Genomic DNA, 22,119 nt, shown 5'->3' with positions numbered 1-22,119 from the left:
CCATTGTGAAACCCTCCTTGTTTGGGAATGTTTGCCAACTACTATTCTAACCGAGGAATTTCACCATGGCTCAATTATTTTTCGCAGCTGCCATTTTTATACAATTATACGGACTTAACTTTGATCAGTTCACTATTATCAATTTTATAAGATGATTTTGATGAAAGGTGGAACTCAATATTGGAAATCCGAAAGATAACATCCAAAGAAAAAAAGAAATTACTTGAATTACAAGAAGATCATTTCCACGAAATAAAAAGTATTCGCATAAAACCATCTGATCTTCAAAAACATTTTGTTGCATTTGCAAATGCAGACGGAGGTGAGATTTATATAGGAATAGAGGATAAGAAATCTACTAGAGAAAGAATCATTGGCTTTAAAAACATCGAAGATGCTAACGATATTATTTCAACTTTAATGGAAACAACCAAACCAAGTGTAGAAAATGTCGATATCGAATTTCTTGATTTCGGAAAATATGGTTTTGTTTTACATCTGCTGATTCCTAAAAGCCCACGAGTACATTATACAGCAAATGAAGAGTGCTATATCCGTTTGAACGCCAGTTCAAAAAAAATAAAAGGTGAGAAAATTATAAAACTCTCGTATTCAAAAGGGCATTACAATTACGAAAAAGTTTCTATTCAGGAAGTAGAAATCGACGATATCATCACATCAAGATATCTATCTGATTATATGAAAAGAGTTGAAACTTCTCTCAGCGAAGAGAAGTTTCTAAGAAAGCAGAAATTAGTACAAAGAAGCGAAAATGGTTCTTACCATCCTAATGTAGGTTGTATCTTATTGTTCGATGAGGAACCACAAGCATCACTAGATACAAGATGCGCCATAAAGGTATATCGTTTGAGAACAACAGATACAGAATACAAAAGAGAATATTTAGAAGGAAAACCTATTACTATAAACGGTCCTATCGAGCAACAAATAAAGAAAGCAATAGAGTGCGTTCAAAATTTTATAAAGGATGCTACATATCAAGTTGGAGATAATTTAATTAAATTAAATTATCCTTACGAAGCATTAAAAGAGATTCTTGTAAACGCTGTTATTCATCGGGACTATAGTTTAAATGATGACATTCATGTTAGGATTTACGACAATCGAGTAGAAATTCAAAGTCCTGGAAAACTACCAGGTTATATTACAAAAGAAAATATTATGGATGAGCGATATGCACGCAATCCTAATATTGTCCGATTGCTCCATAACCTACCTGATCCAGTTAATTATGATATTGGAGAAGGTTTAAATACTGCAAAGAATGCAATGATGAAAGCAGGTCTTGTGGCTCCGGAAATCGAGGAATTAGAAAATTCTGTAGTTGTTACATTAAAACATCAAAAACTTGCTTCAATCGAAGATCAGATTATGGAATATCTAGAAAACCATTCGTTTGTAACGAACAAAATCATCCGAAACTTGACAGGAGAGAACTCGGAGAACAAAGTAAAAAGGGCATTCCAACGATTAAGAAAACAAGGGAAAATTGAGCCTCTTGATCCTAATGCTAATGCGTTCAATTTTAAATATAGAAAAGTCTCCAAGAAATAAAAGTAAATTTTTAATCATATATTTACAAAATTCAAATTCCTGCAAAAAAACCAACGATTAAACCAATCGATTAGTTCTGCTATTTCTTACACCCCCAAAGCTCATCCCTCAGCACAAAGAACCGGCCTCTAACTCTTTATGGGCCGGTTCTTCGCTAATTTTAATCGTTTACGATCTCCAGCGCTTTTTCCAGCAAATGATCGGAAATCTCCTGTTGCAATAATGCGATGTTTTGCCCGATTCGCTCCGGTCGTTTGCTGCCGACCAGGATCGAGCTGATACCCGGATTCCGATAGAGGAATTGCAGAGCGAGAGCCGTCAGTTGGTCACCGTTTCCGCCGACGAGTTCCAGCAGGGCGAGCACTTTCTTCTTATGCTTGAATTGCTCGTTCAGATGAGGCAGGACACGGGCGGACAGGAGGCCGGCGGCCAGGCCGGAACGGATGAAGACGCCAATTCCTTTTTCACGGCAAAGGGCAATGTTTTTTTCGTTGGTTTGATCAAGAAGATTATATCCCATTTGCATTACGTCAAATTCGCCCGATTCGATTAACCGCGTGGCCAATTCCCCGTCGATCGAGGCACCGAGGTAACGGATCTTTCCTTCCCTCTGCGCATCCTTCATCGCGGCCAGCGTTTCCCCCTCATCAATTACCCGTTCGGGGTCAGGTCCAAAATGGATTTGCATAATGTCGATCACATCGGTTTGCAACTGCTTGAGACTGCGGTCAATCGACTCTTTGACGGCGCGGTAGGAAAAATCGTAGTAGGTGTCCGGTTCTTTGCTGTGTTCTCCGCATTTGGTGGCGAGAATAAATTCATGGCGGCGGGAGGACAAAAACTTGCCGATCCGCTCTTCACTCCGGTGGTACGCGCTGGCTGTATCGATGAGATTGATGCCGGCATCAAGCACCGCATGCAGTACTTTTTCCGCTTGTCTGTCGTCAGGCTTTTGCCTCTCCCTGCCGTCTCCCAATCCCCAGTCCCGTCCGATTTCCAAAGCGCCAAAGCCCAAAAAGGTGACCGCGGCACCGATCCTCGGAATCTCTCTTTTTTCCAATGCTCTTTTCATCCTGGTTCCCTCCCGGGTCTCCGATTTTCCCCACTCATCCCGACGTAGCCACAGGCAATGCTGCGGACAAGGAGAAAATCCCCTTTTAACCGTTGTGCAAAACATCCTAATTCTGCTGTAACATCACTTTCCGCGGCCCGACTGTTACATGCGGATAACCCGAACCCTTCGCTGCAATTCGGTGTCGGCAAAAAGCCGTATTTTTCTATAAAAACCAGCATACTTTTCTGCGTTCATCCTAAAAAACCGTCCGGCTCGAGCGGCATGTTCCGCTGAACCGGACGGTTTTTGCCTGTTACCACGGCCGGATCGGACCATCATCCAGGCAACCGGGCCGAATTAATCCTTTTACATAGTTGCTGCTGAGGGGAAGCGTTATGACATGGGAAAGCCAATGCTCATGTTCCGACTCCGGAAGGCGTCCGGCCAAACTCTCCAGCGCGACTTGGATAATGGAATCGCCCTCGCCGCTGATGCCGAAATCGAGTGACCAGCCCCCGGTTTTCTTTAATCTTCCGGAAGTATCCGTCCGAATGATTTGGAAATTAGGATTTTGCCGATAATGATCGAGCACCTTGGCATCGAAAAACAGGGGAAGTTTTTCCAATTTCGTCCCCGTGAAGACCGTCGCATATAATTGCCGTAAAATCGGTTCGCCTGCAATGGATTGAGGTTCCAGTTTCATTGTTTACCGCTCGATCGGGTTTCCGACCATGCTGCCCCATTCGGTCCAGGAGCCGTCATAGTTGCGGACATTTTTGAAGCCGAGCAATTCGCGCAGGACGAACCAGGTATGTGCCGAACGTTCGCCGATCCGGCAATAGGTGATCACGTTTTTGTCCGGAGTAACACCAAGCGAGTTATAAAGTTCTTTCAGCTCATCAAGGGATTTGAAGGTACCGTCTTCATTGGTCGCTTTTGCCCAGGGGATGTTCACGGCTCCCGGTACGTGTCCTCCGCGTTGGGCCGTTTCCGTCATGCCCGGGGGTGCGATTACTTCACCGCTGAATTCCTGCGGGCTGCGAACGTCAACCAGTACAGTGGAATCGCTGCCAATGGCCGATCTCACATCCTGATAGAGAGCACGAATCGACTGATCAGCCGTTTTGACCGGATATTGCACTGCCGTTACTGACGGCACCTCTTTAACAAACGGGCGTCCTTCCAATTCCCACTTTTTGCGTCCGCCGTTCATCAATTTCACTTTATTATGACCAAAAATTTTCAGTTGCCAATAAGCATAAGCTGCAAACCAGTTATTGTTATCACCGTAAAGAATGATTTCCGTATCAGGGGTAATGCCGGATTTTCCCAACAGTTCCGCCAATTGCTCAGGGGTAAGAATATCCCGGCGTACTTGGTCGTTCAATTGTGTCGTCCAGTTCCAGGCGATCGCCCCTTCGATATGCCCTGTATCATAAGCCGTTGTATCCACATCAACTTCTACCAAACGCACATTTTGATCATCTTTGTGCTCCGCTACCCACTCAGTGGTCACAAGAACATTGGCGTCCAGATCAGCCATAGACAAGACCTCCTCTATGTAAATAAAGTTTTACAAGGAGTCGGAATATTACTCGACTAAATCCCGTGTATTCCGACTGGCTTTATAATAAAATACACCTTTTTAAAACAAATGGCAAGCGAAAATGGTAATATTATTAAAAATTAATCAAACACAGTCCATTTATGCATAATTTTTCGCCGATTCAGCCTGTTTGTGCCAAACTGAGCAACTTGTCCGTTACTCTATCTTCTCCCCGTTCATATAATATGATAGATTCTGATCATCTCTTCTCCGATGCACTCCCCTCTTTACTCCTTCTCATAGATCTTCAATCTTTTATCCAGGTTCTTACCCCGTTTGAAAGGAGGTGATGGGTATGTGCTGCAGAAGAAGAAGACGCCGTCGATGCTTCTTGATCTGTTGCCCGCGCCGTCGCCACCACCACCGTCACCGTCATCACAAGTGCCATTGTAAATAACAAACAAACAGGTTGCTGATCCTGACGCCTCCAGTCCCTTGCCCTCGTTCAGGTCAGCAACCCTTTTTACATAAATAATCCGCCCCGGGGAATCCGGGATACTTGATCATGCCTCCGTCAACAAACGGTTTATTGGCTCATGTTTTTATGCAAAAAAAATAGCCTCCCGATTATTCGAAAGACTCGTCTTTAAAGATCCGGTTCAGATCAATTAAGAGATCGCTGAAAATGCTGACCGTAAAAACATCGCCCTTGACATAAACCTGGCGGTTGGCAAAACGGTTATTCTCGAGCAGAAAAACTTCCACATTTTCATTAAACGGGTCAACAATCCAGTATTCTTTGATCTTATATTTTTGATAAAGCTCAAATTTGTCGGTTTTGTCGCGCTTCGCGGCGATACCCGGCGAGAGCACTTCCACAATCAGATCCGGGCTGCCTTTGCACCCGCGCTCATCGATTTTCCGCGGATCACAGATAATGGACAAATCCGGTTGCACAACGTTAAAGGTGTGCTCATCCTCCTCTTTCTCCGAAAGGCGCACCTCAAACGGAGCCAAGTAAACCTTGCACCGTTTTCCGCTCAAATACTGGTAAAAGAGAACGAAGATATTGCCCAAAATCTCTTGGTGTTTCGATGAGGGGGCCGGAGTCATGTTATACGGGAGACCATCGATCAATTCCCAGCGCTCATCCGGATCCCAACTTAAATAATCCCGGTAGGAATAACGGGTATTTGTCTCATAAGCCGGAGATTTCATCGCAACCCCTCCTCCGTTATTATACACCACTTTCCTTTATTTGACTTCAGAGAGGCAAAGATTGAGGAATTGCCGGGAGGATCAGGAGGGAGAAAGGGAAACCAAGCCCAAATCGCAACGCACTTATCACAAAAAAAGACCCTGCTCCTTCCGGGCAAGGCCTTCCGCATGCTTGGTGCTGAGGGTCGGACTTGAACCGACACGGTAGTCACCTACCGCAGGATTTTAAGTCCTGTGCGTCTGCCTATTCCGCCACCCCAGCAAGAGGTTGGTGCCGAAGGTGGGACTCGAACCCACACTCCTTTTGGGAACACGATTTTGAGTCGTGCGCGTCTGCCAATTCCGCCACTTCGGCAAATTATAACGACAAGAGACAATATATCATAACTATGTGCATTTGACAACCCCTCGGCCAATTTTTTCCGGGATCAGCCTTCCTGATTCTTTCCATCCTTTTTCATGCCGGTCCGTTGCGCCTGAAAAAACGCTTTTTCCAACTTTTTGCGGGCAAGGGTAAGTTCGTACAGGATTGCATCCTGAGTAACAAAATCATTTATCGGGCACTGATGCCCGCAATTCGGACAAATCAATTCCATCAGAATCGGGTCCTTTTCCGTCAATCGAAACCGCTTTTTGCATTCCGGGCATTCCAAATCATAGAAGAACGGTAATGGGTCCGGCAAATGATCCCACATATCTTCCTATCTCCCTATCACCATTTTAAAAGTTAATAAAATTCTACCATCCGAACCTGATTTTTCACAAGACTTTTGAGTTATTTTATTTTTAATTAAAATTAACTTGCGGCTGTATTCCCACTGTTGAATTCCGTACTCCCAAAAACCCATTCTGATCCGTTTTAATACGGCTGTTGCAAATTCAGCCGAAAAGCAAATCCGCTTCCTTGCATTAAAGCATATATAAAAACTTTAATCTCCGGATCGGTCACTTTCGCGTTTTTGTCTTTTAAAACAAGATTACAATAGGATATAATTAAATAGTTTAACGTTATCACACAGGAGAAAATAATAAAGATAAAAGGCAGTCCCCTGCCTGGATCAAGCAAACGACTTGAATGAAAGGGTGTCCATCCATTGATGCTGGATAAAATTCTGGCAAATTTTCCTCTCTGGACTTCATTAATTGCTATTTCTCTCGCCCAGTTGATTAAGGTTCCCTGGAATTTTTTTATTACGCGCAAATGGAATTGGGGCTGGCTGATCAATTCCGGCGGAATGCCGAGCGCCCATACTTCTGCCGTCACTTCACTGGCAACTTCGATCGGCCTGAGCCAGGGATTTAATTCACCCGATTTTGCCATCGCCACCATCGTCGGGATTATTGTGATGTATGATGCGACCGGGGTCCGCCGTCAGGCAGGCATGCACGCCCAAGTGTTAAACCAGTTAGTCGATGATTTTTCCGCCCTGTTAACGGAATTGCGCCATCTCAACAAAAACAAACCTTCGCCCGAAGCGCGCATCCGTTTAAAGGAAATCCTGGGACATCAACCGATTGAAGTATTTATCGGGGCTTGGTTTGGCATTTTGTTCGCCCTGCTGATGTATTGGATCTGGTATTAGCACAGAGACGGAGGGATCATCAAATTGCGAATCGTCTCCATTTGCCCGAGCAACACGGAGTTGCTGTACTTCCTCGGCGTGACGGATGAGCTGGCAGCTGTGGACAATTATTCAGACTGGCCGCCCCACTGGCAGGATTTGCCCAGAGTCGGCCCCGATCTGGATATTGATATTGAAAAAGTAAAATTATTTCAACCAGATTTGGTCATCGCTTCTCTGAGTGTTCCAGGCATGGAAAAAAATATTGAACGGCTGAAACAGGAGCGGATTCCCCACATCATTTTAAATCCAAAAACGCTCGCGGGGATTGCCGGTGATTTGAAAACTCTTGGCGAAGCGATCGGAAGAAAAAAAGCCGGAGAAAGAGCTGCTGAACGATTTTTACAGGAGATTGAAGCGATTAAGCAAAAGATTCCGCATCAGGAGAAACCGATTCGCCTTTATTGGGAGTGGTGGCCCAAACCCGTATTCACCCCCGGGGCGAAAAACTGGTTGACAGAAATCAGCCAGCTGGTCGGAGCTGTCAATGTATACGGCGAGGTTCCCCAGGACAGCGTGCAGACCGATTGGGACGATGTGCTGAAAAAAGATCCCGATCTGGCGCTGATCGTTTGGACAGGCATTCCCATCCGGCGCGTCAAAAAAAACCTCATCTGTTCCCGGCCCGGCTGGCAAGGACACCCTTTGGCAAACGAAAAAAATATATACATCTTGGAAGAAGGCTGGTATTGCCGCCCTTCCCCACGCATTTTAACCGGAATCAAACACCTCGCCCATATTCTCTACCCGGAACATTTCCCCCCGCAAACCGGAGAATAACCGCAAAGATGAAAATTTCAGCAAACCCGAGAGCGGGGCACCCCTGAACCATCTTCACAAAGGAAGAAAAGGGGCACCCCGCAGCCTTTACAGGATTGACAGTGACTTTGGTGCAACGCGAACCGTCACCGGAGCCCCGCCAAGCACCTCACCGTCCACATGGGCGATAAAGGGGGCATCCGTTTCAATGGTGATCTCCCGCCCGCTGTGAAAAACAACAGAAGGATGATGAATGTGTTTGCCGCGATAGGCGGAAGGGAAAACGCGCAAAAACTGCCCGGGGGTCAGGTTCCGCACACAGCAAAGATCCAAAAGCCCGTCGTTCATCTGCGCATGAGGACAAATGCGAATCCCGCCTGCGTAGTTGGGAATATTGGCGACCGCCACCAGCCATACCCCGTCGTATTCATACCGCCGTCCGTCTACGGTGATCACCGCCGGTTGCGGTTTAAACGATTTTAATGTTTTGATCGCCTCAATCCCGTAGGTAAGCCGCCCCAGCCATCTTTTGCGCTGCGACATATTGACCGCTTCTGCCACCTTCGCGTCAAATCCGATCCCCATAAAGCCGATCATATGGCGCTCTTTCAACATCCCGGTATCGACCTGGTAAACCTGATGGCGCAAAATCCGCTCCAATGCCCATTCCGGGTCGAGGGGAATGCGATGAGCCAAGGCAAAATCATTGCCAGTTCCGGCAGGAATGTACCCGATCGGCAAATCACTGCCAATCACGCCGTTCCCCACTTCGTTAACGGTTCCATCCCCGCCGACAGCAATAATTGCCTTGAACATTTTTCCCTCTCGCGCGTCCCTGGCAATCTCTTCTGCATGGCCAGGCCCTTCTGTACACACAGCTTCATGCGGGACTCTCATCTCTTGGAGCCGCTTTTGCACATAAGCCCAAACTTCCCTGCCGCGCCCCTTGCCCGATACTTCATTGACAACAAACAGGTACATCGCACATTCCACCTCAACCGTTTATCGTGGCCGTTGCCTTGTCTCTTCCTTTTCCCATCCACGAACCATATAACCTTCTTGTGACAAAAAGATACAGTTCAGGACAAAGCTGACGCAACCGCAATGCCCATCTGAGGGAACGCGGAATGACGAGAACCCGCGGACGCTCTATCAGGCGCACGGCATAACGGGCAACTGTATCGGCATCCAGCATTTTTTTGGCGATAAATGGAGGAAAACAGGCGGCAGGATCCTTTTCCCCGAAAAAAGGGGTCAACACCGGTCCCGGACAGAGCACTCCCACCCGGATCACCGGGGAATACTCCATCCTGAGCGACTCAGAAAACCCCAGCAAAGCAAATTTGGAAGCGCAGTAACCGGCCAGATTCGGGATACCCGTAAGGCCGGCCATTGATGCAATGTTAATAATGCGCCCGCCCCCGGCCAGCAGCATCTGCGGCAAAAGGTGGGCAGTGAGGCGGACAGCGCCCAAATAATTGGTGTCAATCATCTTCTCGTAATCGGAGAGAGGGATGTCCAGTGTCCCGCCAAATTCACCCACTCCTGCATTGTTGATCAGCACATCGATTTTGCCGAACCTCCGGATTACCGCATCCACCATCTGTTTCACATCATTTTCCCTGGTGACGTCACAGGCATAAATGAAACAATCCTTTAACTTCCGCTTTAACGCTTGAAGTTTCTCCATATTCCGGGCAACCAGGATGGGATAATCCCCCTGTTTTACCAGCTGCTTGGCGATGGCTTCCCCGATTCCGCTCGAAGCCCCGGTAACGAGCACAAACCGTTTGTTCATGCAATCCTCCCCTCAGCTCATGGGAACTTGTGGAATGATTTTCCCTTCGATCCGCTCAAAAATATCCTCCAAATTCCGCCCCGTGATGGTAAGCCCGTGATTTCTCAACCCCACGACAGCGCGTGACGGATCTTCTGCCTGACGGATCAGTCCGGCCACCGCCTCCGCCAACTGGACGGTTCCGCAAGGGTAGTTAATCTCCGTCGACGGCACTCCCTCCATCCAAGCGTGAACATGGACGATTGCTCCAACCTCGGGATGCTCTGAATAAATCATCCAGTGTTCAATCGCATCAACCGAGGCACGCTTCGGGGTTACATGCGGAGGAACACTGATCTCCATCGCGGTGTTTTGGTCATTGTACCGTTTCACAAGGAGGATGTCCCGCCCGATTTCTTTGAGGTTCGCTTTGTTGACACCGCTCGCGCTCATCCAAAAAGAGTTGTCCTCATGGCGCGCGCTCAAGTTCCCGTAGCTCAACCCCCCAATTCCGTATAAACGGTGGATATGTCGCAATTCTTTAGGGGAGAGAAGCTCGTCGATTGGAAACGGGGCGGGAAGCAGGTTGAGGGAATCCAGCTTCTTGCCGGCCTGATAGATGCTTTGCGTCGTTTGATTTCCTTCCCATAACTCCTCCGGCAAGTCGGGAATAAAAACATTGTCGATCACCAGCTTGGAGGTGGCCAATGGTTTCAGCCGTTCAAATACTTCACGGAAATAGCCTTCTTCTCCCTCCTCCCTTTTGATCTTGTAACAACCTTGCTCCAACGTGACAAAATAAGTTTTCAAGCTGCCGCCGGAGCGATCGAGATAAATCAGCAAATTGCCCAGGGACCGGACCAAGACCGGGTAGCCGGCAAACAGGATATTATTCTCCGGACGGTCTGATTCAGCGATTGTGACGACAAATGTGCCTTTCCCGTTGCGCCGAAAATGCTGCGGCTCATCAGGATTCACGAAGTTAAACACCAATTGGACAAAAGGGTCATCCGACGGTACGTGCTGGTAATGATTAGCCTCCATTTCCCGTTTTAATCCATCAGCAAATTGTTCCAGTGTTGAGGTTCGTCTCCAATCTCCTGCAATGGCAAAGGATTGCATCTAAATCACCTCTTCTCAAATTCAACCCTTATTATTCGCCATGCATATGGAAAAATATTCTTCCCTGTCCAATAAAAAAACAGCAGCCAACACAGCTGAGAGACTGCTGACAAAGGCAAGCAGGTCAGCAATTTTTGGTCAAAATCAGAAGATAACAAAAAAGATCAGGACGGAATTGTATGTTTCAAATCCACGTCCATCGGCAAGGCAGTATTGAATCGGTCAATATCGGGGAGCTGGTACCACAGGATCACCGGTTTCGCAAGATTGACGCCGCCATCGACTTTTCGTTCATCGCAGAAATGACCCGACCATTATACTGCGAGGACAACGGGCGTCTTTGCATGGACCCGGTTTGTTCATCGGGTATTTGGCTCGGAACGGCGCCTGGTGGAAGAAATACAGGTCAACGTGGCATACTGCTTCTTTGACGGACAAGGTCGCTCACACCACCACATTCAGCAAGAACCGACGCAGCAGGTTCAACGATACGACCATCTTCCGGGAGAGCTTCGACGAAATCGTTTTGCAAGCCATCCGCCACGGACTGATCAAAGGGAAAGAACTGTTTACGGACCCGACGTTTTTAAAGGCAAACGCCAACAAGAACAGATTCACCTGTCAGATGGTTCGCCAATCCGCGGTGAAGTACACGGCGGAATGGGATCGCGCCATTGACAGGATCGTGAAACACACGGCAAGCGGCCGTCCACTTAAGAGGAACAAGAAACCCAACGGTACTTTTTCCGTGAGCTCCTACAGGCCGGCCTCCTCTTTTTCATGATTCGTCTGAACATGGCCGAGACGGGAAATCTCTGAACCAAAAGCAACGTTCATTTCTGCTGCTGTTCGGATGTTGGGAATCTGTGCAAAAAAGGCGGGATTTTGAATGGAAGGAATAGTACTCTCCTCTTTTGGTCAAAATTATTTTTTCCTCTGTAACGAAATACTGATTTTCGGGATATATAAGTAGAACCGATTGAAGGAGGCGATGCAGTGGGTGACCGCATTGAAGAACGCCCGAAGCGTGTACAAATTCTTGCTCGCCCTGTGTCACATTGCGGATACGGCGGAAGAACTGACTCAGGAAACTTTCTATCGCGCTGTATATTCTATCGCCCTTCTCCTCAGGAGAAGGAGCAAGGGGCCCGACGGCGGATCTTTCCTCCGTGATCTCCGCCTGTTTTTCTCTAGTTTTTTCCGATTTAGCATAAAAACCCAGCGGAGAAACTGCTGGGTTTGTCAATAGCCTCACAGCGGCCAACGCGCTTGAATCTTCTTGCCTGCTAAAACATCCGATATCCTTTCGTGCGAAGAGTTTTAATTGTCCAAACACCGGAAATCGCTCCGGCCAGCCCCGAAAAAAAGAGGACACCATTAACCAGGGTGACAATATGCGTCACATCCCATCCTACATACAAAACGACGGCGAAAAAAAGCACCAATGGCAACCAAGTGGTTTTCAAAATCATATTGAGAATAAACCCCAACCCGAAAAACAACACGAACAAGAGCGGGATGGAGATAATCAACTGGGCGACATTCATTGCCCATCGCCTCCGTCTCTGATAAGTTCGCACCCATTTTACTGAAAATCGAAATCAAGGTCAATAAAAGGACAGAAACATGGCAATTTAATGAATAGGATCTCTCGGCATCTTCCCCTGTTTGCTTCTTCTCTTCTCTTTCCGCTACAATAAAAAAGAATCGAAGTAAAGGAGGAAGCACTTCATGCGTCCACAAGGCAGACCATCATTTACAGGCAGACCCGGAACGGAAACCGGCGGAAGCAGTGCCCAAGGCCGTCCCAGTCTGCCAACCCAATTTGTCAACTTTTCCTTTTTCAAGGTGGACCCCGCCTGGCGCCGGCTGAGCGAATCCGAACAGGAAAAAGGAAAACAGGAATTCGCGGCGGTGGTGAAAGAATATCAGGGCAAGCCGGGAACCTTTGTCCTCAGCTATTCCCTTGTCGGAATCCGTTCCGATGCGGAACTCATGCTGTGGAGAATCGCCAATGACCTGGAAACATTCCAAAAAATGACGAGCGAACTTATGAAAACAGGTCTTGGCAAATATTTGGAGATTACTTACTCTTATCTGTCCCTGACCAAACGCAGCGTCTATGTTGATAAGATGGATCCGGAACACCAAAACCCGCGCACGCATATCATTCCGGGGCGAAGTAAATATCTCTTCATATATCCGTTTGTAAAAACCCGTGACTGGTACCAACTTTCATTCCCTGCCCGCCAAGGAATGATGGATGAGCATATCCAGGTGGGAAGCAAGTATCCGTCTGTCAAATTAAACACGACTTACAGCTTCGGAATCGACGACCAGGAATTCGTTGTCGCGTTTGAAACCGATGATCCCAAAGACTTCCTCAATCTCGTGCAGGAATTGCGCGAAACGGAAGCCAGCCGGTATACTCTGCGCGATGTTCCCATGTTTACTTGCATTCGCCATGATGATGTCCTCGATGCTCTTCATACCCTGTAAAAGAAGAAAAGTCCCGCTTTTAACGGGACTCGTTCCATTTGAATAAAAATTATGAATTTTTGTTACATTGTGTTTTATCTTTTGCGCTTTTCTTTGCCTGGCCCGTTCCGTTACAAGCATAGCAGGTTTCTGATCCGCCGAGAACCAAATCGATATATCCTGCACCTTCACAGTAAGAACAGGTCATTGTTTGCAGTTTCATATAACCGCCTCCTATAAAAATATATTTTCTGAAAATTATATAGTATTTTATCAAGAAATAAAAATCCCTAAATCAGGCATAAAAAGTGCTGCAGAGCAATGAAAGCGGTAACAAAAGGGTGATACGCGTCATTATATAGAATTAATCCGGTTTCCTTTCAAAAACAAAAAGACCCTTCATCAGAAGAGTCCCTGTTTGTTGACAAAATCCTGAAACAGGAGTCAGGCCGGGAAGAACCATTCCCTTTATTGACGGATGTCCGCGCGGACGCTGCCTGGCCCTCCATCAAGGTCCGGCCAGACAACGCTCAAGCTGGAGCAGACTGATCTCTTACAGTTTTCCTTTGCGCAATGCAAGGCCGACGCCGCCGAGCAGGAACAGCCAGCGCAAGTCGATCACTTTTTTCATGAAGGCAGCGGAACCGCCGGTCATTTTTTTGTTTCCGACAACACCAATCGCTTCTCTTCTTCCCAAAGAAGCAACTGTACCTTTCGGCTTGTAAACAAACGGCTCTGTAATCTGTCCGCCGCGAATCACTTTCGCTAATTGTTTGCCGAGATATTGGCCTTGTTGTGTCGAAATTTGTGCCGTTGGCGGATAAGGTCTTTCACCGTTAAACACCAAAGAGCTGTCACCGAGGATGAAGACATTTTCGTATCCGGGTGCGCGCAGTTGCTCATCCACTTTCACACGGCCCCGCATGGTTTCAATCCCCGATTCTTCAACCAGTTTGTTGCCCCGAACCCCACCGGTCCAGACAACGGTAGCAGCTTTAATTTCCTGACCGCCTTTGAGGATAACCCCCTCTTTTGTACACTCCTCAATCGGCGTATTGACCAGGAACTCAACCCCTTTTCCTTCCAAATACTTGACGGCATAATCGACAAGCTCTTTGTCAAAGCCCGGAAGAACCGTCGGGGCTGCTTCGACGTTCACGATCCGCACTTTTTCCATCGGAACATCATAGTCGTGGCAGAGTTCAGGCATGCGGTCAACCAGTTCACCTACATATTCGATCCCGGTAAATCCGGCACCGCCGACCACGATGGTAATCAATTCTTCTTTTTTCTCGCTTGCGTAGCGGGAGAACATATACTCCATATGTTCGCGGATCTGGCGCACGGAATTGATGTTGCGGATAAAGAAGGCATTTTCAAGAAGCCCTTTGATCCCGAACGTTTCCGGCGCACTTCCCAAACCGATGACGAGATAATCGTATTTGAGAGGCTCACCGTTTTCAAGCTGAACTTCCTGTTCATTCAGCTTGATCGCTGATACACGGTCTTGAATAAAGTTAATCCTCTTCGTGTTGATTACCGACGGAATCGAGACGCGGGCATGATCTGGATGGGCTGTACCTGCTGCCGGTTCGTGCAATTTGGTCGTAATGTAGTGATACTTATTTTCGTTGACCAGTGTAATTTCGGCTTCATTGTAACCCAGTTCCTTGGCCAGCCCTTTGGCGGTCATCAATCCGCCGTATCCCGCGCCCAGAATAACGACTTTTGGTACACTCATCGCTGATCACATCCATCTAACTAATATTGATTACTTTATCACAATCTGGGGGAACCAAGCACCTTCGCTCTTATTGAATGATACCAATGATTATGATATGATTTTCACGAACTTTTGGCAAGTCCTTTTCTTTGTTCACATTTTATCCACTTCTTTTGCCTGTATCCGCCGTGAAGCTAGAAGTTATTTCAAAAAACGGGTGATGGAGGAAGGCAGGAACATCGGTCTGTGTTTGCAGAGTGCCCCAAGATCGAATAGAGTTAGATTGAATTCCAGCAATTTGATTGGGATTTTTTATACACATAAGGTAATATATAAAATATCAACATAAAATCAAGTTTATCTTTTAAGAATTTTCTGGAGGTGGCATCATGACAAACATCGCTCAAAATCCGTCTTCAATCACGGATATTGCCGTGATCGGCGGAGGACCGACAGGTATTTTTGCTGCTTTTTATGCCGGAATGCGCCAATCATCGGTCAAGGTGATTGAAAGTTTGCCGCAACTCGGCGGCCAGCTCTCTGCGCTTTATCCGGAAAAATATATATATGATGTTGCCGGTTTTCCCAAGATTTTAGCGCAAGATCTGGTCAATAACCTGATCGAACAGGCCAACCATTTTAACCCGATTTACTGCCTGGATGAAAAAGTACTGCAAATTAATAAAAAAGAGGAACGCCTGTTTGAGATTGTCACGCAAAAACAAGTCCATCTGGCGAAATCAGTGATCATCACAGCGGGTAACGGGGCCTTTGAACCCCGCAAGCTCAACGTACCCGGTTCAGAACAATATGAACAAAGCAATTTGTTTTATTTCGTGAAGGATAAACAAACCTTCGCGGGCAAAGACGTTTTGATCGCGGGTGGAGGTGATTCAGCCGTCGACTGGGCCCTCATGCTGGAATCGATTGCCAAAAGTGTGACGGTGATCCACCGCCGGGATAAATTCCGCGCCCATGAACACAGTGTAGAATTGATGAAACAATCCCGCGTCCGCATCATCACTCCCAGAGAAATTGAATCTCTTCACGGCAAGGGCCGGATTGAACAAGTGACGATCGTCGACAAGAAATCCGGTGTACGGGAAGAATTGGCCGTCGATGCCGTGATCGTCAGTTTTGGTTTCATCTCGTCATTGGGCCCGATTGTCGAATGGGGGTTGGAGATTGAAAAAGGAGCCATTAAGGTAAATTCCCGGATGGAAACCAACATCCCCGGCATTTACGCAGCCGGCGACATTGCCACTTATCCGGGGAAAGTCAAATTGATCGCCGTCGGTTTCGGCGAAGCCCCCACTGCGGTAAATAACGCAAAACAATATATTGACCCGGATGCCCGCCTTCAACCCGGACACAGTTCCAATCTCAAACTGTAACAATGAAAAGAGTCCCCATCCGCTTAGGCCGGGGACCTTTTAATTTGGTTGTGCATTTCATCGCTGCATGAAAACACCGGAGCAGTGGCAGGTTAAACACAGGAGGTTGAAGAGAAGTCATGCGGAAAATTTCTTATGCCTGCCCCGTTTGCAACGGTTTTTCGGCACTGTCCATTTTATGCCCCAAATGCACGACTCCCTTGATGGATTACGGGCGCTTCAGCGACCTGCTGGGCGATTACAGCCCGTACCGTCCCATTGATGACTTGAAGATGACCGACGGATGGATCGATGTCGCCACCCATCGCTGTCCCCACCATCTGTTCTGTCCCGCCTGCGGTTTTTCCGATGTCGAGATGGTTTCGGAAATAGAAATTTAAATAAAAAACCCGCCTCTTTGTAAACGTGAGACGGGTGTTGGCCCATGCAATCAGCAATCACTTGGTTTTCCGGCATCAGTTGCCGTCCGGAAAGAAGATCCACAGCCGCAAGTAGCGACAGCATTGGGATTTTCAATGCTGAAACCACCGCCCATCAGTGACTCTTTGTAGTCAATGATCGTTCCTTTGAGGTAGGGTTCATTCTCTTTATCAATCAAGGTGCGCACACCATCAAATTCCAATTCGACATCATTTACATGCTTATCTTCATCAAAACCCATGCTGTATGAAAAACCGCTGCACCCTCCATGCTGTACACCGACACGAAGATACAGTTTCTCCGGATTTTCCTGCTCCGCAAGCATTTCCCTTACCTTTAACGCTGCTTGCTTCGTCAATGTGATCATCGGCGATCCCCTCCTTCATTCTTAGTATACAAGGGAATCCGTTGCCGATACAACCGAGCAAACGCGGCGAACATTCAGATCGCTTTAAACATATTGAGGTTTTTGCCCGATTCATCCGGCCGTGTGTGGGTGCGCAAGGGATAAACATTGCTCTTATTCTTCTCCGACCTGGCATTTTCCTGTTCCCATTGGTTGTGCAGCAGATCCAATTCACGACTCAGCTGATAGACCTTCGGATGACTGATCCCCAAGCGAAGTGCAGTTTCCTCCATCCGCTTCCGAACCGCCTCGATCTTGTCCTCCAACGAACGAAACCAGTTCATCCACAACTCCTCCCTTTCCTCAAAACTTGACCCTTGGTTTGTTTTTCTCTAAAGTTAAGCACATTTGTTCGAATTTGCTTACTATTTTCAGTATACAATGACAAAGGTGAAAATGAAAGATGGTATTTTTACAAATTTTTCAAGTAAACCTATTTTTTAGACAACCTGTCTTCCAAGCTCTTGACAATTTACGAAAACCAAAATTATTTTTGTAAAATGATGGGATGCGTTTTCCCATCAATCTCCTTTATACGTTGAAATCCGGCAAATCCGGAGAGCAAAACGCCGTCGCCCATCCCCGAAGCTTGACAGAAAAAGGTGGCACCCCGGCAGGTGTTGGATTCGACAGAGCTCTCGTGCCGTTTTCTATTAACTTCGTTTTGTGATATGATGAAATAGATCATGGCAACTTTTATTTAGAGTATCGAATTTTTCTCAATAAGCACAAACCAAAGCTAAATCGCTTGAATGATACCTGGGCAAAACCGGCCCAAAACATAAAAATCTCCACATCGTGGAGAGGAGGAACTTATGATGTTACTTTCCACCATCACTGACCACGCTCTGGAACCGATCGTGGAAAAGGTTCAAAACGGGGAGCGCCTTACGCTGGAAGACGGTTTAACCCTGTACAATACACCGGATTTGCTGACTGTCGCCCAGCTGGCCAATCTTGTCAACCAGCGAAAAAACGGGGATCGCGTTTATTTTATCCAAAATCTGTACATCAATCCGACAAACGTATGTGAAGCCAAGTGCGCCTTTTGTGCGTTCCGTCGCGACCCGGGCGAAGAAGGAGCTTACACCATGTCGCCGGAAGAGCTCCTGGAGTATGTAGAAAAGCGCTACAGTGAGGGAATGCGCGAGTTTCACATCGTGGGTGGTCATAACCACACCGTTCCTTTTGATTACTATCTGAATACGGTATCCATCTTAAAGAAACATTACCCCCATATTACGATCAAAGCTTATACCGCTGCGGAAATCGAATTTTTTTCCCGCCTCTCCGGCCTCTCCATTGAAGAGGTTTTGAAAGAGTTGATGGCTGCCGGTGTGGAATCTCTCACGGGTGGCGGCGCCGAGATTCTGACCGAACGTTACCGGCTGAAAATGAGCCCGGATAAAGCGAGCACAGATCAATATCTGGAAGTTCATCGCATCGCCCACCAGCTGGGGCTAAAAACGCACTGCACGATGCTCTACGGCTCGATCGAGACCCTGGAAGAGCGCCTGATTCATATGATTCGCCTGCGTGAATTGCAGGATGAGACGAATGGATTTTTGGTCTTTATTCCGTTGGCCATGCAGCCGCGCAATGTAAACGCATCGATCAAACGGCGCACGTCCGCGATGGATGATATGCGCACCATTGCCGTCAGCCGGTTGATGATGGATAACTTCCCGCACATCAAGGCATATTTTATCAATATCGGCACCCAACTGGCGCAGCTTGCCACCCAGTTCGGGGCATCCGACCTGCACGGCACCCTTGTAGAAGAGCGAATCAGTCACGCAGCCGGAGCATTAACCCAGCAGGCTCTTACCAAAGACGAACTCATCTGGCTGATCAAAGGGGCAAACCGCACGCCTGTGGAACGGGATACTTTCTATAACCCAATTAAAATCTATGAGTAAGAAAGCAATGCACCGGCTGATCTCCTGTTTTGGGGACTTTTGCAGGCAAAAAAAGCATCCGGCTCAATCCCGGATGCTTTCTTCATTTATAATTGATGTTAAAAGCGAACTTCCGTTTCCTCAATTGCCTTGTAAATGTTTTTCAGCAATTCCTCAGCCGTATCCCCGGTAATCAGTTCCCCGTTGACCAAGGCATAAGGTCCGCTTGCACAAATTCCGCAGTTGCCGAGGCAACCGTATTCAAGCACATCAATTTCCGGATCGGCTTCCAGTTTCTTTTTAATTTCCAAAACATCATCCGTCAAATTGTTAAGACAAAATTCCACCAACGGGAACATCTATCTTCACTCCATTATTGGCCTAACTGATCTACATAGCCATTATACATCGACTCTTTTATTTTGCCCAATCGCAAAAAAAGAGGTTCTTTTTTTCTTCAAAAAAACAAAAAGGCTCCGGCATAATGCGGAAGCCTTTTATCATTTATGATCCGATCTGCACCGCACCCCGCTCTTCGATGATGCGGACAATCTCTTTCAGTTTGGGATTTCCTTCAGCCACTATCTGTTCAGCGATCACGACCACCGGATACCACAGATCCTCATCGATCACTTTGCGGGAAAATGCTGCTTCTTCTTCGGTTTGCGGGTTAAAGATGTCGATATAGCGGACACTCACTTGCTCACCGTACTTGCGTCCCAGTGCCGCCCGCAGCCAGGTGGCCGTTTCGCGGGAAGACGGGAGATTGACACAGCTTGCGCACAACTCCTCCGCACCGTAAACAAGCACTTCGATCGGTTTCATGTTTCTTCCCCTCCTGACATCAGCTTAAAGCTTGATCCAGGTCGGTCAGCAGGTCCTCTATATCTTCCACCCCGACGGAAATGCGGATCAACCCATCCGTAATTCCCAGTCTCTCTCTTTTCTCAACCGGAATAGAAGCGTGGGTCATGCGGGCGGGAACCGAAATCAAACTTTCCACGGCTCCCAAACTTTCTGCGAGGGTGAAGAGTTTGGTTCTCTCCAACACTTGCTCTGCCAGTTCAGCACTGCCCACGTCAAACGAAATCATTCCGCCAAATCCTCTGGCCTGTTTAGCGGCAATCTCATGGCCGGGATGGGTGGCAAGCCCGGGATAATACACTTTCTTCACACGCTCATGATCAGCCAGCCATTCCGCAATCCTGCGGGCATTCGCCTCATGCTGTTTCATGCGCAGCCCCAGTGTGCGGATTCCCCGGATCAACAGCCAGGAATCTTGCGGACCCAAAACCCCGCCGATCGAGTTTTGCAGAAAATGGATCTCCTCGCCAAGGCTCTCCTCTTTGGTGACAGCGATGCCCGCCACAACATCGCTGTGACCGCCGAGATATTTGGTCGCGCTGTGCACAACGATATCGGCTCCCAATTCAAGCGGATTTTGCCAATAAGGGGTTAAAAAGGTGTTATCCACAATCAAAAGGAGCCCATTTTGCCGGCAAATGCCGGAGATCGCGGTAATGTCGCTTACTTTGAGCAGCGGATTGCTCGGGGTTTCCATATAGACTGCTTTTGTTTCCGGACGGATCGCCGCTTCAATCGCTTCCAAATTGCTGGTGTCAACAAAGGTGGCTTCCAGCCCCATCCGGTTAAAGACGCGGGTCAAAACGCGGAACGTTCCACCGTAAACATCATCTCCGACGACGAGGTGATCTCCTTGATGAAAGAGGGAAAGAACAGTGGAAATAGCCGCCATTCCCGATGAAAACGCCAATCCGCGCGCACCGTTTTCCAGTTCGGCCATCAATTGTTCAAGCGCGGCCCGGGTTGGATTGCCCGTCCGGGAGTATTCGTAGCCCGCGTGTTCACCCACGCGTTTTTGTTTATAAGTGGAAACTTGGTAGATCGGAACACTGACGGCACCTGTATGCGGATCGCCAAAAGTGCCCCCGTGAATCAGTTTGGTATCGATTTTCATTGTATCATACACCGCCTTGGTAAATTTTTTTGCTCAGATAGCGTTCACTGCTGTCGGGGAAAATGACCGCGATTCTGGTTCCCGGTTCCGCTTTTTCCGCCTCTTTGAGCGCAGCATAGCAGGCAGCGCCGGACGAACTTCCGACAAGCAAGCCTTCCTTTCGCGCCAATTCTTTCACCAGCGCAAACGCATCTTCATCTTTTACAGTATACACCTCATCTATTAATTGTCGATCGAAATACTCGGGAAAAAGCTCCATGCCGATTCCTTCGGTTTTATGCGGACCCGGCTCTCCTCCTGCGATAATTGATCCTTCCGGTTCGACAATGACCGCTCTCAACTGCGGGTTTTTCTCTTTGAGATAACGTGCCGCCCCCATAAATGTTCCGGCTGAACCCGCACCGGCAATAAAGATGTCAATCTTCCCGTCCGTCTGTTCCCAAATTTCCGGTCCCGTGCTTTGGTAATGGGCCCGGGGATTGGCCGGATTGCTGAATTGTTGGGGGCACCATGCTCCCGGAATTTCTTGTTCCAATTCCAGCGCCTTTTTGATCGCGCCTTTCATTCCTTCTTCCGTCGGCGTATTGATTACCTTTGCTCCCAAAGCGCGCATCAATTCCTGCTTTTCTTCAGAAAACTTCTCCGGAACAACAAAAATCGTTTTGTATTCCGTTCCGACAGCAGCCATGGCCAAGCCGATTCCCGTATTGCCTGCTGTCGGCTCAATGATGGTTCCGCCCGGTTTCAATTTCCCGGTGCGCACCCCTTCCTCAATCAAAGCGATTCCCAAACGGTCCTTCACGCTTCCGCCGGGATTAAAGTATTCTAATTTCGCATACAGCTCTACCTGTTCCGGAATGCCCATGCGCTGAATTCGCACCAACGGGGTGTTCCCAATCAATTCCTTAACATCTTCGTATCTATTTTTCATCGCTTATTCTCCTTTGACAAGATAGTCAAACAGGCTGAAGAAAAGCACCAAATTCATCTTAGCAATTTTTGTTTCCAAATTAAAGGTAAAATCGCTGGCAACCCGCTCTCCGGGAAATAACCATTGATTTTTTCGATAAAAAAACCTACAATGAACTTGACTTCCTGCTTTTACTTCCTTTTGATAAGGATTTCTACCCTGTAAAAAGAAAGGGGTTC

General features: G+C 47.5%; 26 protein-coding genes and 2 tRNA genes. 9 read left to right on the top strand and 19 right to left on the bottom strand.

From position 1 onward, the window contains the following. Positions 1-180 precede the first annotated feature (180 nt). Positions 181-1,575: an RNA-binding domain-containing protein gene (locus I8U17_RS12355; RefSeq protein WP_198056036.1), complete on the top strand. Its 1,395-nt coding sequence runs from the start codon at positions 181-183 to the stop codon at positions 1,573-1,575. A gap of 160 nt (positions 1,576-1,735) precedes the next feature. On the opposite strand, the gene I8U17_RS12350 is transcribed toward I8U17_RS12355, so the two are convergent. The 7 genes from I8U17_RS12350 to I8U17_RS12320 all read right to left on the bottom strand — a co-directional run bounded on the left by I8U17_RS12350 (position 1,736) and on the right by I8U17_RS12320 (position 6,088). Then, a complete protein-coding gene (locus I8U17_RS12350) occupies positions 1,736-2,647 on the bottom strand; it encodes an aldo/keto reductase (RefSeq protein WP_198056037.1) in 912 nt (303 codons plus the stop codon). Between the two features lie 295 nt (positions 2,648-2,942). After that, positions 2,943-3,332: a hypothetical protein gene (locus tag I8U17_RS12345; protein WP_033099408.1), complete on the bottom strand. Its 390-nt coding sequence runs from the start codon at positions 3,330-3,332 to the stop codon at positions 2,943-2,945. A 3-nt stretch (positions 3,333-3,335) separates the two neighbouring features. Then, positions 3,336-4,172, bottom strand: a complete 837-nt coding sequence (locus I8U17_RS12340; RefSeq protein ID WP_198056038.1) for a sulfurtransferase — start codon at positions 4,170-4,172, stop codon at positions 3,336-3,338. A 630-nt stretch (positions 4,173-4,802) separates the two neighbouring features. Continuing rightward, a complete protein-coding gene (locus I8U17_RS12335) occupies positions 4,803-5,393 on the bottom strand; it encodes a Uma2 family endonuclease (RefSeq protein WP_198056039.1) in 591 nt (196 codons plus the stop codon). A 173-nt stretch (positions 5,394-5,566) separates the two neighbouring features. Further along, positions 5,567-5,655 (bottom strand) — tRNA-Leu (locus I8U17_RS12330). A 7-nt stretch (positions 5,656-5,662) separates the two neighbouring features. Beyond that, positions 5,663-5,748: transfer RNA gene (locus tag I8U17_RS12325), tRNA-Leu, on the bottom strand. Between the two features lie 73 nt (positions 5,749-5,821). After that, positions 5,822-6,088, bottom strand: a complete 267-nt coding sequence (locus tag I8U17_RS12320) for a hypothetical protein (protein ID WP_033099453.1) — start codon at positions 6,086-6,088, stop codon at positions 5,822-5,824. A gap of 402 nt (positions 6,089-6,490) precedes the next feature. Between I8U17_RS12320 and I8U17_RS12315 the strand changes: the two genes are divergently transcribed. Both I8U17_RS12315 and I8U17_RS12310 read left to right on the top strand, forming a co-directional pair. Further along, positions 6,491-6,976 (top strand): divergent PAP2 family protein, encoded by a 486-nt coding sequence (locus I8U17_RS12315; RefSeq protein ID WP_198056102.1) that lies wholly within the window; start codon positions 6,491-6,493, stop codon positions 6,974-6,976. A 24-nt stretch (positions 6,977-7,000) separates the two neighbouring features. Further along, complete coding sequence (locus I8U17_RS12310; RefSeq protein WP_198056040.1) at positions 7,001-7,795, top strand: cobalamin-binding protein; 795 nt, start codon at positions 7,001-7,003, stop codon at positions 7,793-7,795. Between the two features lie 87 nt (positions 7,796-7,882). Here I8U17_RS12310 and I8U17_RS12305 read toward each other — a convergent pair whose 3' ends face one another. From I8U17_RS12305 to I8U17_RS12295, 3 genes are read right to left on the bottom strand one after another with little or no spacing between them, the layout of a single operon-like run. Continuing rightward, the gene (locus tag I8U17_RS12305) at positions 7,883-8,755 is read right to left on the bottom strand and encodes a diacylglycerol/lipid kinase family protein (RefSeq protein WP_198056041.1); all 873 of its coding nucleotides are present in this window, start codon (positions 8,753-8,755) and stop codon (positions 7,883-7,885) included. Between the two features lie 13 nt (positions 8,756-8,768). Beyond that, the gene (locus I8U17_RS12300) at positions 8,769-9,572 is read right to left on the bottom strand and encodes an SDR family NAD(P)-dependent oxidoreductase (protein ID WP_052153922.1); all 804 of its coding nucleotides are present in this window, start codon (positions 9,570-9,572) and stop codon (positions 8,769-8,771) included. A gap of 12 nt (positions 9,573-9,584) precedes the next feature. Continuing rightward, complete coding sequence (locus tag I8U17_RS12295; protein ID WP_033099456.1) at positions 9,585-10,673, bottom strand: class II aldolase/adducin family protein; 1,089 nt, start codon at positions 10,671-10,673, stop codon at positions 9,585-9,587. Between the two features lie 179 nt (positions 10,674-10,852). Between I8U17_RS12295 and I8U17_RS12290 the strand changes: the two genes are divergently transcribed. Further along, positions 10,853-11,104 carry a transposase gene (locus tag I8U17_RS12290; protein WP_198059481.1) on the top strand — a complete coding sequence of 84 codons (252 nt, stop codon included), beginning with the start codon at positions 10,853-10,855 and terminating at the stop codon, positions 11,102-11,104. Continuing rightward, positions 11,101-11,457 carry a hypothetical protein gene (locus I8U17_RS12285; protein WP_033099458.1) on the top strand — a complete coding sequence of 119 codons (357 nt, stop codon included), beginning with the start codon at positions 11,101-11,103 and terminating at the stop codon, positions 11,455-11,457. The genes I8U17_RS12290 and I8U17_RS12285 overlap by 4 nt, the downstream gene beginning before the upstream one ends. 502 nt (positions 11,458-11,959) lie before the next feature. Here I8U17_RS12285 and I8U17_RS12280 read toward each other — a convergent pair. Further along, entirely contained in the window at positions 11,960-12,220 is a 261-nt protein-coding gene (locus I8U17_RS12280; protein WP_033099460.1) for a YuiB family protein, read from the bottom strand. 184 nt (positions 12,221-12,404) lie between these two features. On the opposite strand from I8U17_RS12280, the gene I8U17_RS12275 reads away from it, so the two are divergent. Further along, positions 12,405-13,172 (top strand): chlorite dismutase family protein, encoded by a 768-nt coding sequence (locus I8U17_RS12275; RefSeq protein ID WP_033099461.1) that lies wholly within the window; start codon positions 12,405-12,407, stop codon positions 13,170-13,172. Positions 13,173-13,221: 49 nt separating this feature from the next. Here the strand turns inward: I8U17_RS12275 and I8U17_RS12270 are convergent, their stop codons facing one another. Together I8U17_RS12270 and I8U17_RS12265 are read right to left on the bottom strand one after the other, a co-directional pair. Further along, entirely contained in the window at positions 13,222-13,374 is a 153-nt protein-coding gene (locus I8U17_RS12270) for a YuiA family protein (protein WP_198056042.1), read from the bottom strand. Between the two features lie 330 nt (positions 13,375-13,704). Continuing rightward, positions 13,705-14,892 carry an NAD(P)/FAD-dependent oxidoreductase gene (locus tag I8U17_RS12265; RefSeq protein ID WP_033099462.1) on the bottom strand — a complete coding sequence of 396 codons (1,188 nt, stop codon included), beginning with the start codon at positions 14,890-14,892 and terminating at the stop codon, positions 13,705-13,707. A 371-nt stretch (positions 14,893-15,263) separates the two neighbouring features. Here I8U17_RS12265 and I8U17_RS12260 point away from each other — a divergent pair, with 371 nt between their 5' ends. Beyond that, a complete protein-coding gene (locus I8U17_RS12260; RefSeq protein ID WP_198059480.1) occupies positions 15,264-16,268 on the top strand; it encodes an NAD(P)/FAD-dependent oxidoreductase in 1,005 nt (334 codons plus the stop codon). A gap of 119 nt (positions 16,269-16,387) precedes the next feature. Further along, positions 16,388-16,648: a hypothetical protein gene (locus I8U17_RS12255; RefSeq protein WP_232331071.1), complete on the top strand. Its 261-nt coding sequence runs from the start codon at positions 16,388-16,390 to the stop codon at positions 16,646-16,648. A 50-nt stretch (positions 16,649-16,698) separates the two neighbouring features. Here I8U17_RS12255 and I8U17_RS12250 read toward each other — a convergent pair whose 3' ends face one another. Next, positions 16,699-17,055: a HesB/IscA family protein gene (locus tag I8U17_RS12250; RefSeq protein WP_033099464.1), complete on the bottom strand. Its 357-nt coding sequence runs from the start codon at positions 17,053-17,055 to the stop codon at positions 16,699-16,701. A gap of 74 nt (positions 17,056-17,129) precedes the next feature. Next, positions 17,130-17,378: an aspartyl-phosphate phosphatase Spo0E family protein gene (locus I8U17_RS12245; RefSeq protein WP_198056043.1), complete on the bottom strand. Its 249-nt coding sequence runs from the start codon at positions 17,376-17,378 to the stop codon at positions 17,130-17,132. Between the two features lie 534 nt (positions 17,379-17,912). On the opposite strand from I8U17_RS12245, the gene mqnE reads away from it, so the two are divergent. Beyond that, entirely contained in the window at positions 17,913-19,013 is a 1,101-nt protein-coding gene (gene mqnE / locus I8U17_RS12240; protein ID WP_198059479.1) for an aminofutalosine synthase MqnE, read from the top strand. Positions 19,014-19,111: 98 nt separating this feature from the next. Here the strand turns inward: mqnE and I8U17_RS12235 are convergent, their stop codons facing one another. The 4 genes from I8U17_RS12235 to cysK all read right to left on the bottom strand — a co-directional run bounded on the left by I8U17_RS12235 (position 19,112) and on the right by cysK (position 21,901). Continuing rightward, positions 19,112-19,351, bottom strand: a complete 240-nt coding sequence (locus tag I8U17_RS12235; protein WP_033099468.1) for a DUF1450 domain-containing protein — start codon at positions 19,349-19,351, stop codon at positions 19,112-19,114. Between the two features lie 145 nt (positions 19,352-19,496). After that, positions 19,497-19,817 (bottom strand): YuzD family protein, encoded by a 321-nt coding sequence (locus tag I8U17_RS12230; RefSeq protein ID WP_033099469.1) that lies wholly within the window; start codon positions 19,815-19,817, stop codon positions 19,497-19,499. A gap of 19 nt (positions 19,818-19,836) precedes the next feature. Beyond that, positions 19,837-20,970 (bottom strand): bifunctional cystathionine gamma-lyase/homocysteine desulfhydrase, encoded by a 1,134-nt coding sequence (locus tag I8U17_RS12225; protein WP_033099470.1) that lies wholly within the window; start codon positions 20,968-20,970, stop codon positions 19,837-19,839. Between the two features lie 4 nt (positions 20,971-20,974). Beyond that, positions 20,975-21,901, bottom strand: a complete 927-nt coding sequence (gene cysK / locus I8U17_RS12220) for a cysteine synthase A (RefSeq protein WP_198056045.1) — start codon at positions 21,899-21,901, stop codon at positions 20,975-20,977. Positions 21,902-22,119: the final 218 nt, after the last annotated feature.

This window comes from Thermoactinomyces sp. CICC 10521, assembly GCF_016055135.1.
GTDB lineage: Bacteria > Bacillota > Bacilli > Thermoactinomycetales > Thermoactinomycetaceae > Thermoactinomyces_A > Thermoactinomyces_A daqus.
This window is presented reverse-complemented; position numbering and strand designations above follow the sequence as displayed.

Excerpts from the sequence above, each read along its gene's own strand:
- I8U17_RS12350 (WP_198056037.1), bottom strand. The coding sequence starts at position 2,647 with ATGAAAAGAGCATTGGAAAAAAGAGAGATTCCGAGGATCGGTGCCGCG.
- I8U17_RS12345 (WP_033099408.1), bottom strand. The coding sequence starts at position 3,332 with ATGAAACTGGAACCTCAATCCATTGCAGGCGAACCGATTTTACGGCAA.
- I8U17_RS12340 (WP_198056038.1), bottom strand. The coding sequence starts at position 4,172 with ATGGCTGATCTGGACGCCAATGTTCTTGTGACCACTGAGTGGGTAGCG.
- I8U17_RS12335 (WP_198056039.1), bottom strand. The coding sequence starts at position 5,393 with ATGAAATCTCCGGCTTATGAGACAAATACCCGTTATTCCTACCGGGAT.
- I8U17_RS12320 (WP_033099453.1), bottom strand. The coding sequence starts at position 6,088 with ATGTGGGATCATTTGCCGGACCCATTACCGTTCTTCTATGATTTGGAA.
- I8U17_RS12315 (WP_198056102.1), top strand. The coding sequence starts at position 6,491 with ATGCTGGATAAAATTCTGGCAAATTTTCCTCTCTGGACTTCATTAATT.
- I8U17_RS12305 (WP_198056041.1), bottom strand. The coding sequence starts at position 8,755 with ATGTACCTGTTTGTTGTCAATGAAGTATCGGGCAAGGGGCGCGGCAGG.
- I8U17_RS12300 (WP_052153922.1), bottom strand. The coding sequence starts at position 9,572 with ATGAACAAACGGTTTGTGCTCGTTACCGGGGCTTCGAGCGGAATCGGG.
- I8U17_RS12295 (WP_033099456.1), bottom strand. The coding sequence starts at position 10,673 with ATGCAATCCTTTGCCATTGCAGGAGATTGGAGACGAACCTCAACACTG.
- I8U17_RS12290 (WP_198059481.1), top strand. The coding sequence starts at position 10,853 with ATGTTTCAAATCCACGTCCATCGGCAAGGCAGTATTGAATCGGTCAAT.
- I8U17_RS12280 (WP_033099460.1), bottom strand. The coding sequence starts at position 12,220 with ATGAATGTCGCCCAGTTGATTATCTCCATCCCGCTCTTGTTCGTGTTG.
- I8U17_RS12275 (WP_033099461.1), top strand. The coding sequence starts at position 12,405 with ATGCGTCCACAAGGCAGACCATCATTTACAGGCAGACCCGGAACGGAA.
- I8U17_RS12270 (WP_198056042.1), bottom strand. The coding sequence starts at position 13,374 with ATGAAACTGCAAACAATGACCTGTTCTTACTGTGAAGGTGCAGGATAT.
- I8U17_RS12265 (WP_033099462.1), bottom strand. The coding sequence starts at position 14,892 with ATGAGTGTACCAAAAGTCGTTATTCTGGGCGCGGGATACGGCGGATTG.
- I8U17_RS12260 (WP_198059480.1), top strand. The coding sequence starts at position 15,264 with ATGACAAACATCGCTCAAAATCCGTCTTCAATCACGGATATTGCCGTG.
- I8U17_RS12255 (WP_232331071.1), top strand. The coding sequence starts at position 16,388 with ATGCGGAAAATTTCTTATGCCTGCCCCGTTTGCAACGGTTTTTCGGCA.
- I8U17_RS12250 (WP_033099464.1), bottom strand. The coding sequence starts at position 17,055 with ATGATCACATTGACGAAGCAAGCAGCGTTAAAGGTAAGGGAAATGCTT.
- I8U17_RS12245 (WP_198056043.1), bottom strand. The coding sequence starts at position 17,378 with ATGAACTGGTTTCGTTCGTTGGAGGACAAGATCGAGGCGGTTCGGAAG.
- mqnE (WP_198059479.1), top strand. The coding sequence starts at position 17,913 with ATGTTACTTTCCACCATCACTGACCACGCTCTGGAACCGATCGTGGAA.
- I8U17_RS12235 (WP_033099468.1), bottom strand. The coding sequence starts at position 19,351 with ATGTTCCCGTTGGTGGAATTTTGTCTTAACAATTTGACGGATGATGTT.
- I8U17_RS12230 (WP_033099469.1), bottom strand. The coding sequence starts at position 19,817 with ATGAAACCGATCGAAGTGCTTGTTTACGGTGCGGAGGAGTTGTGCGCA.
- I8U17_RS12225 (WP_033099470.1), bottom strand. The coding sequence starts at position 20,970 with ATGAAAATCGATACCAAACTGATTCACGGGGGCACTTTTGGCGATCCG.
- cysK (WP_198056045.1), bottom strand. The coding sequence starts at position 21,901 with ATGAAAAATAGATACGAAGATGTTAAGGAATTGATTGGGAACACCCCG.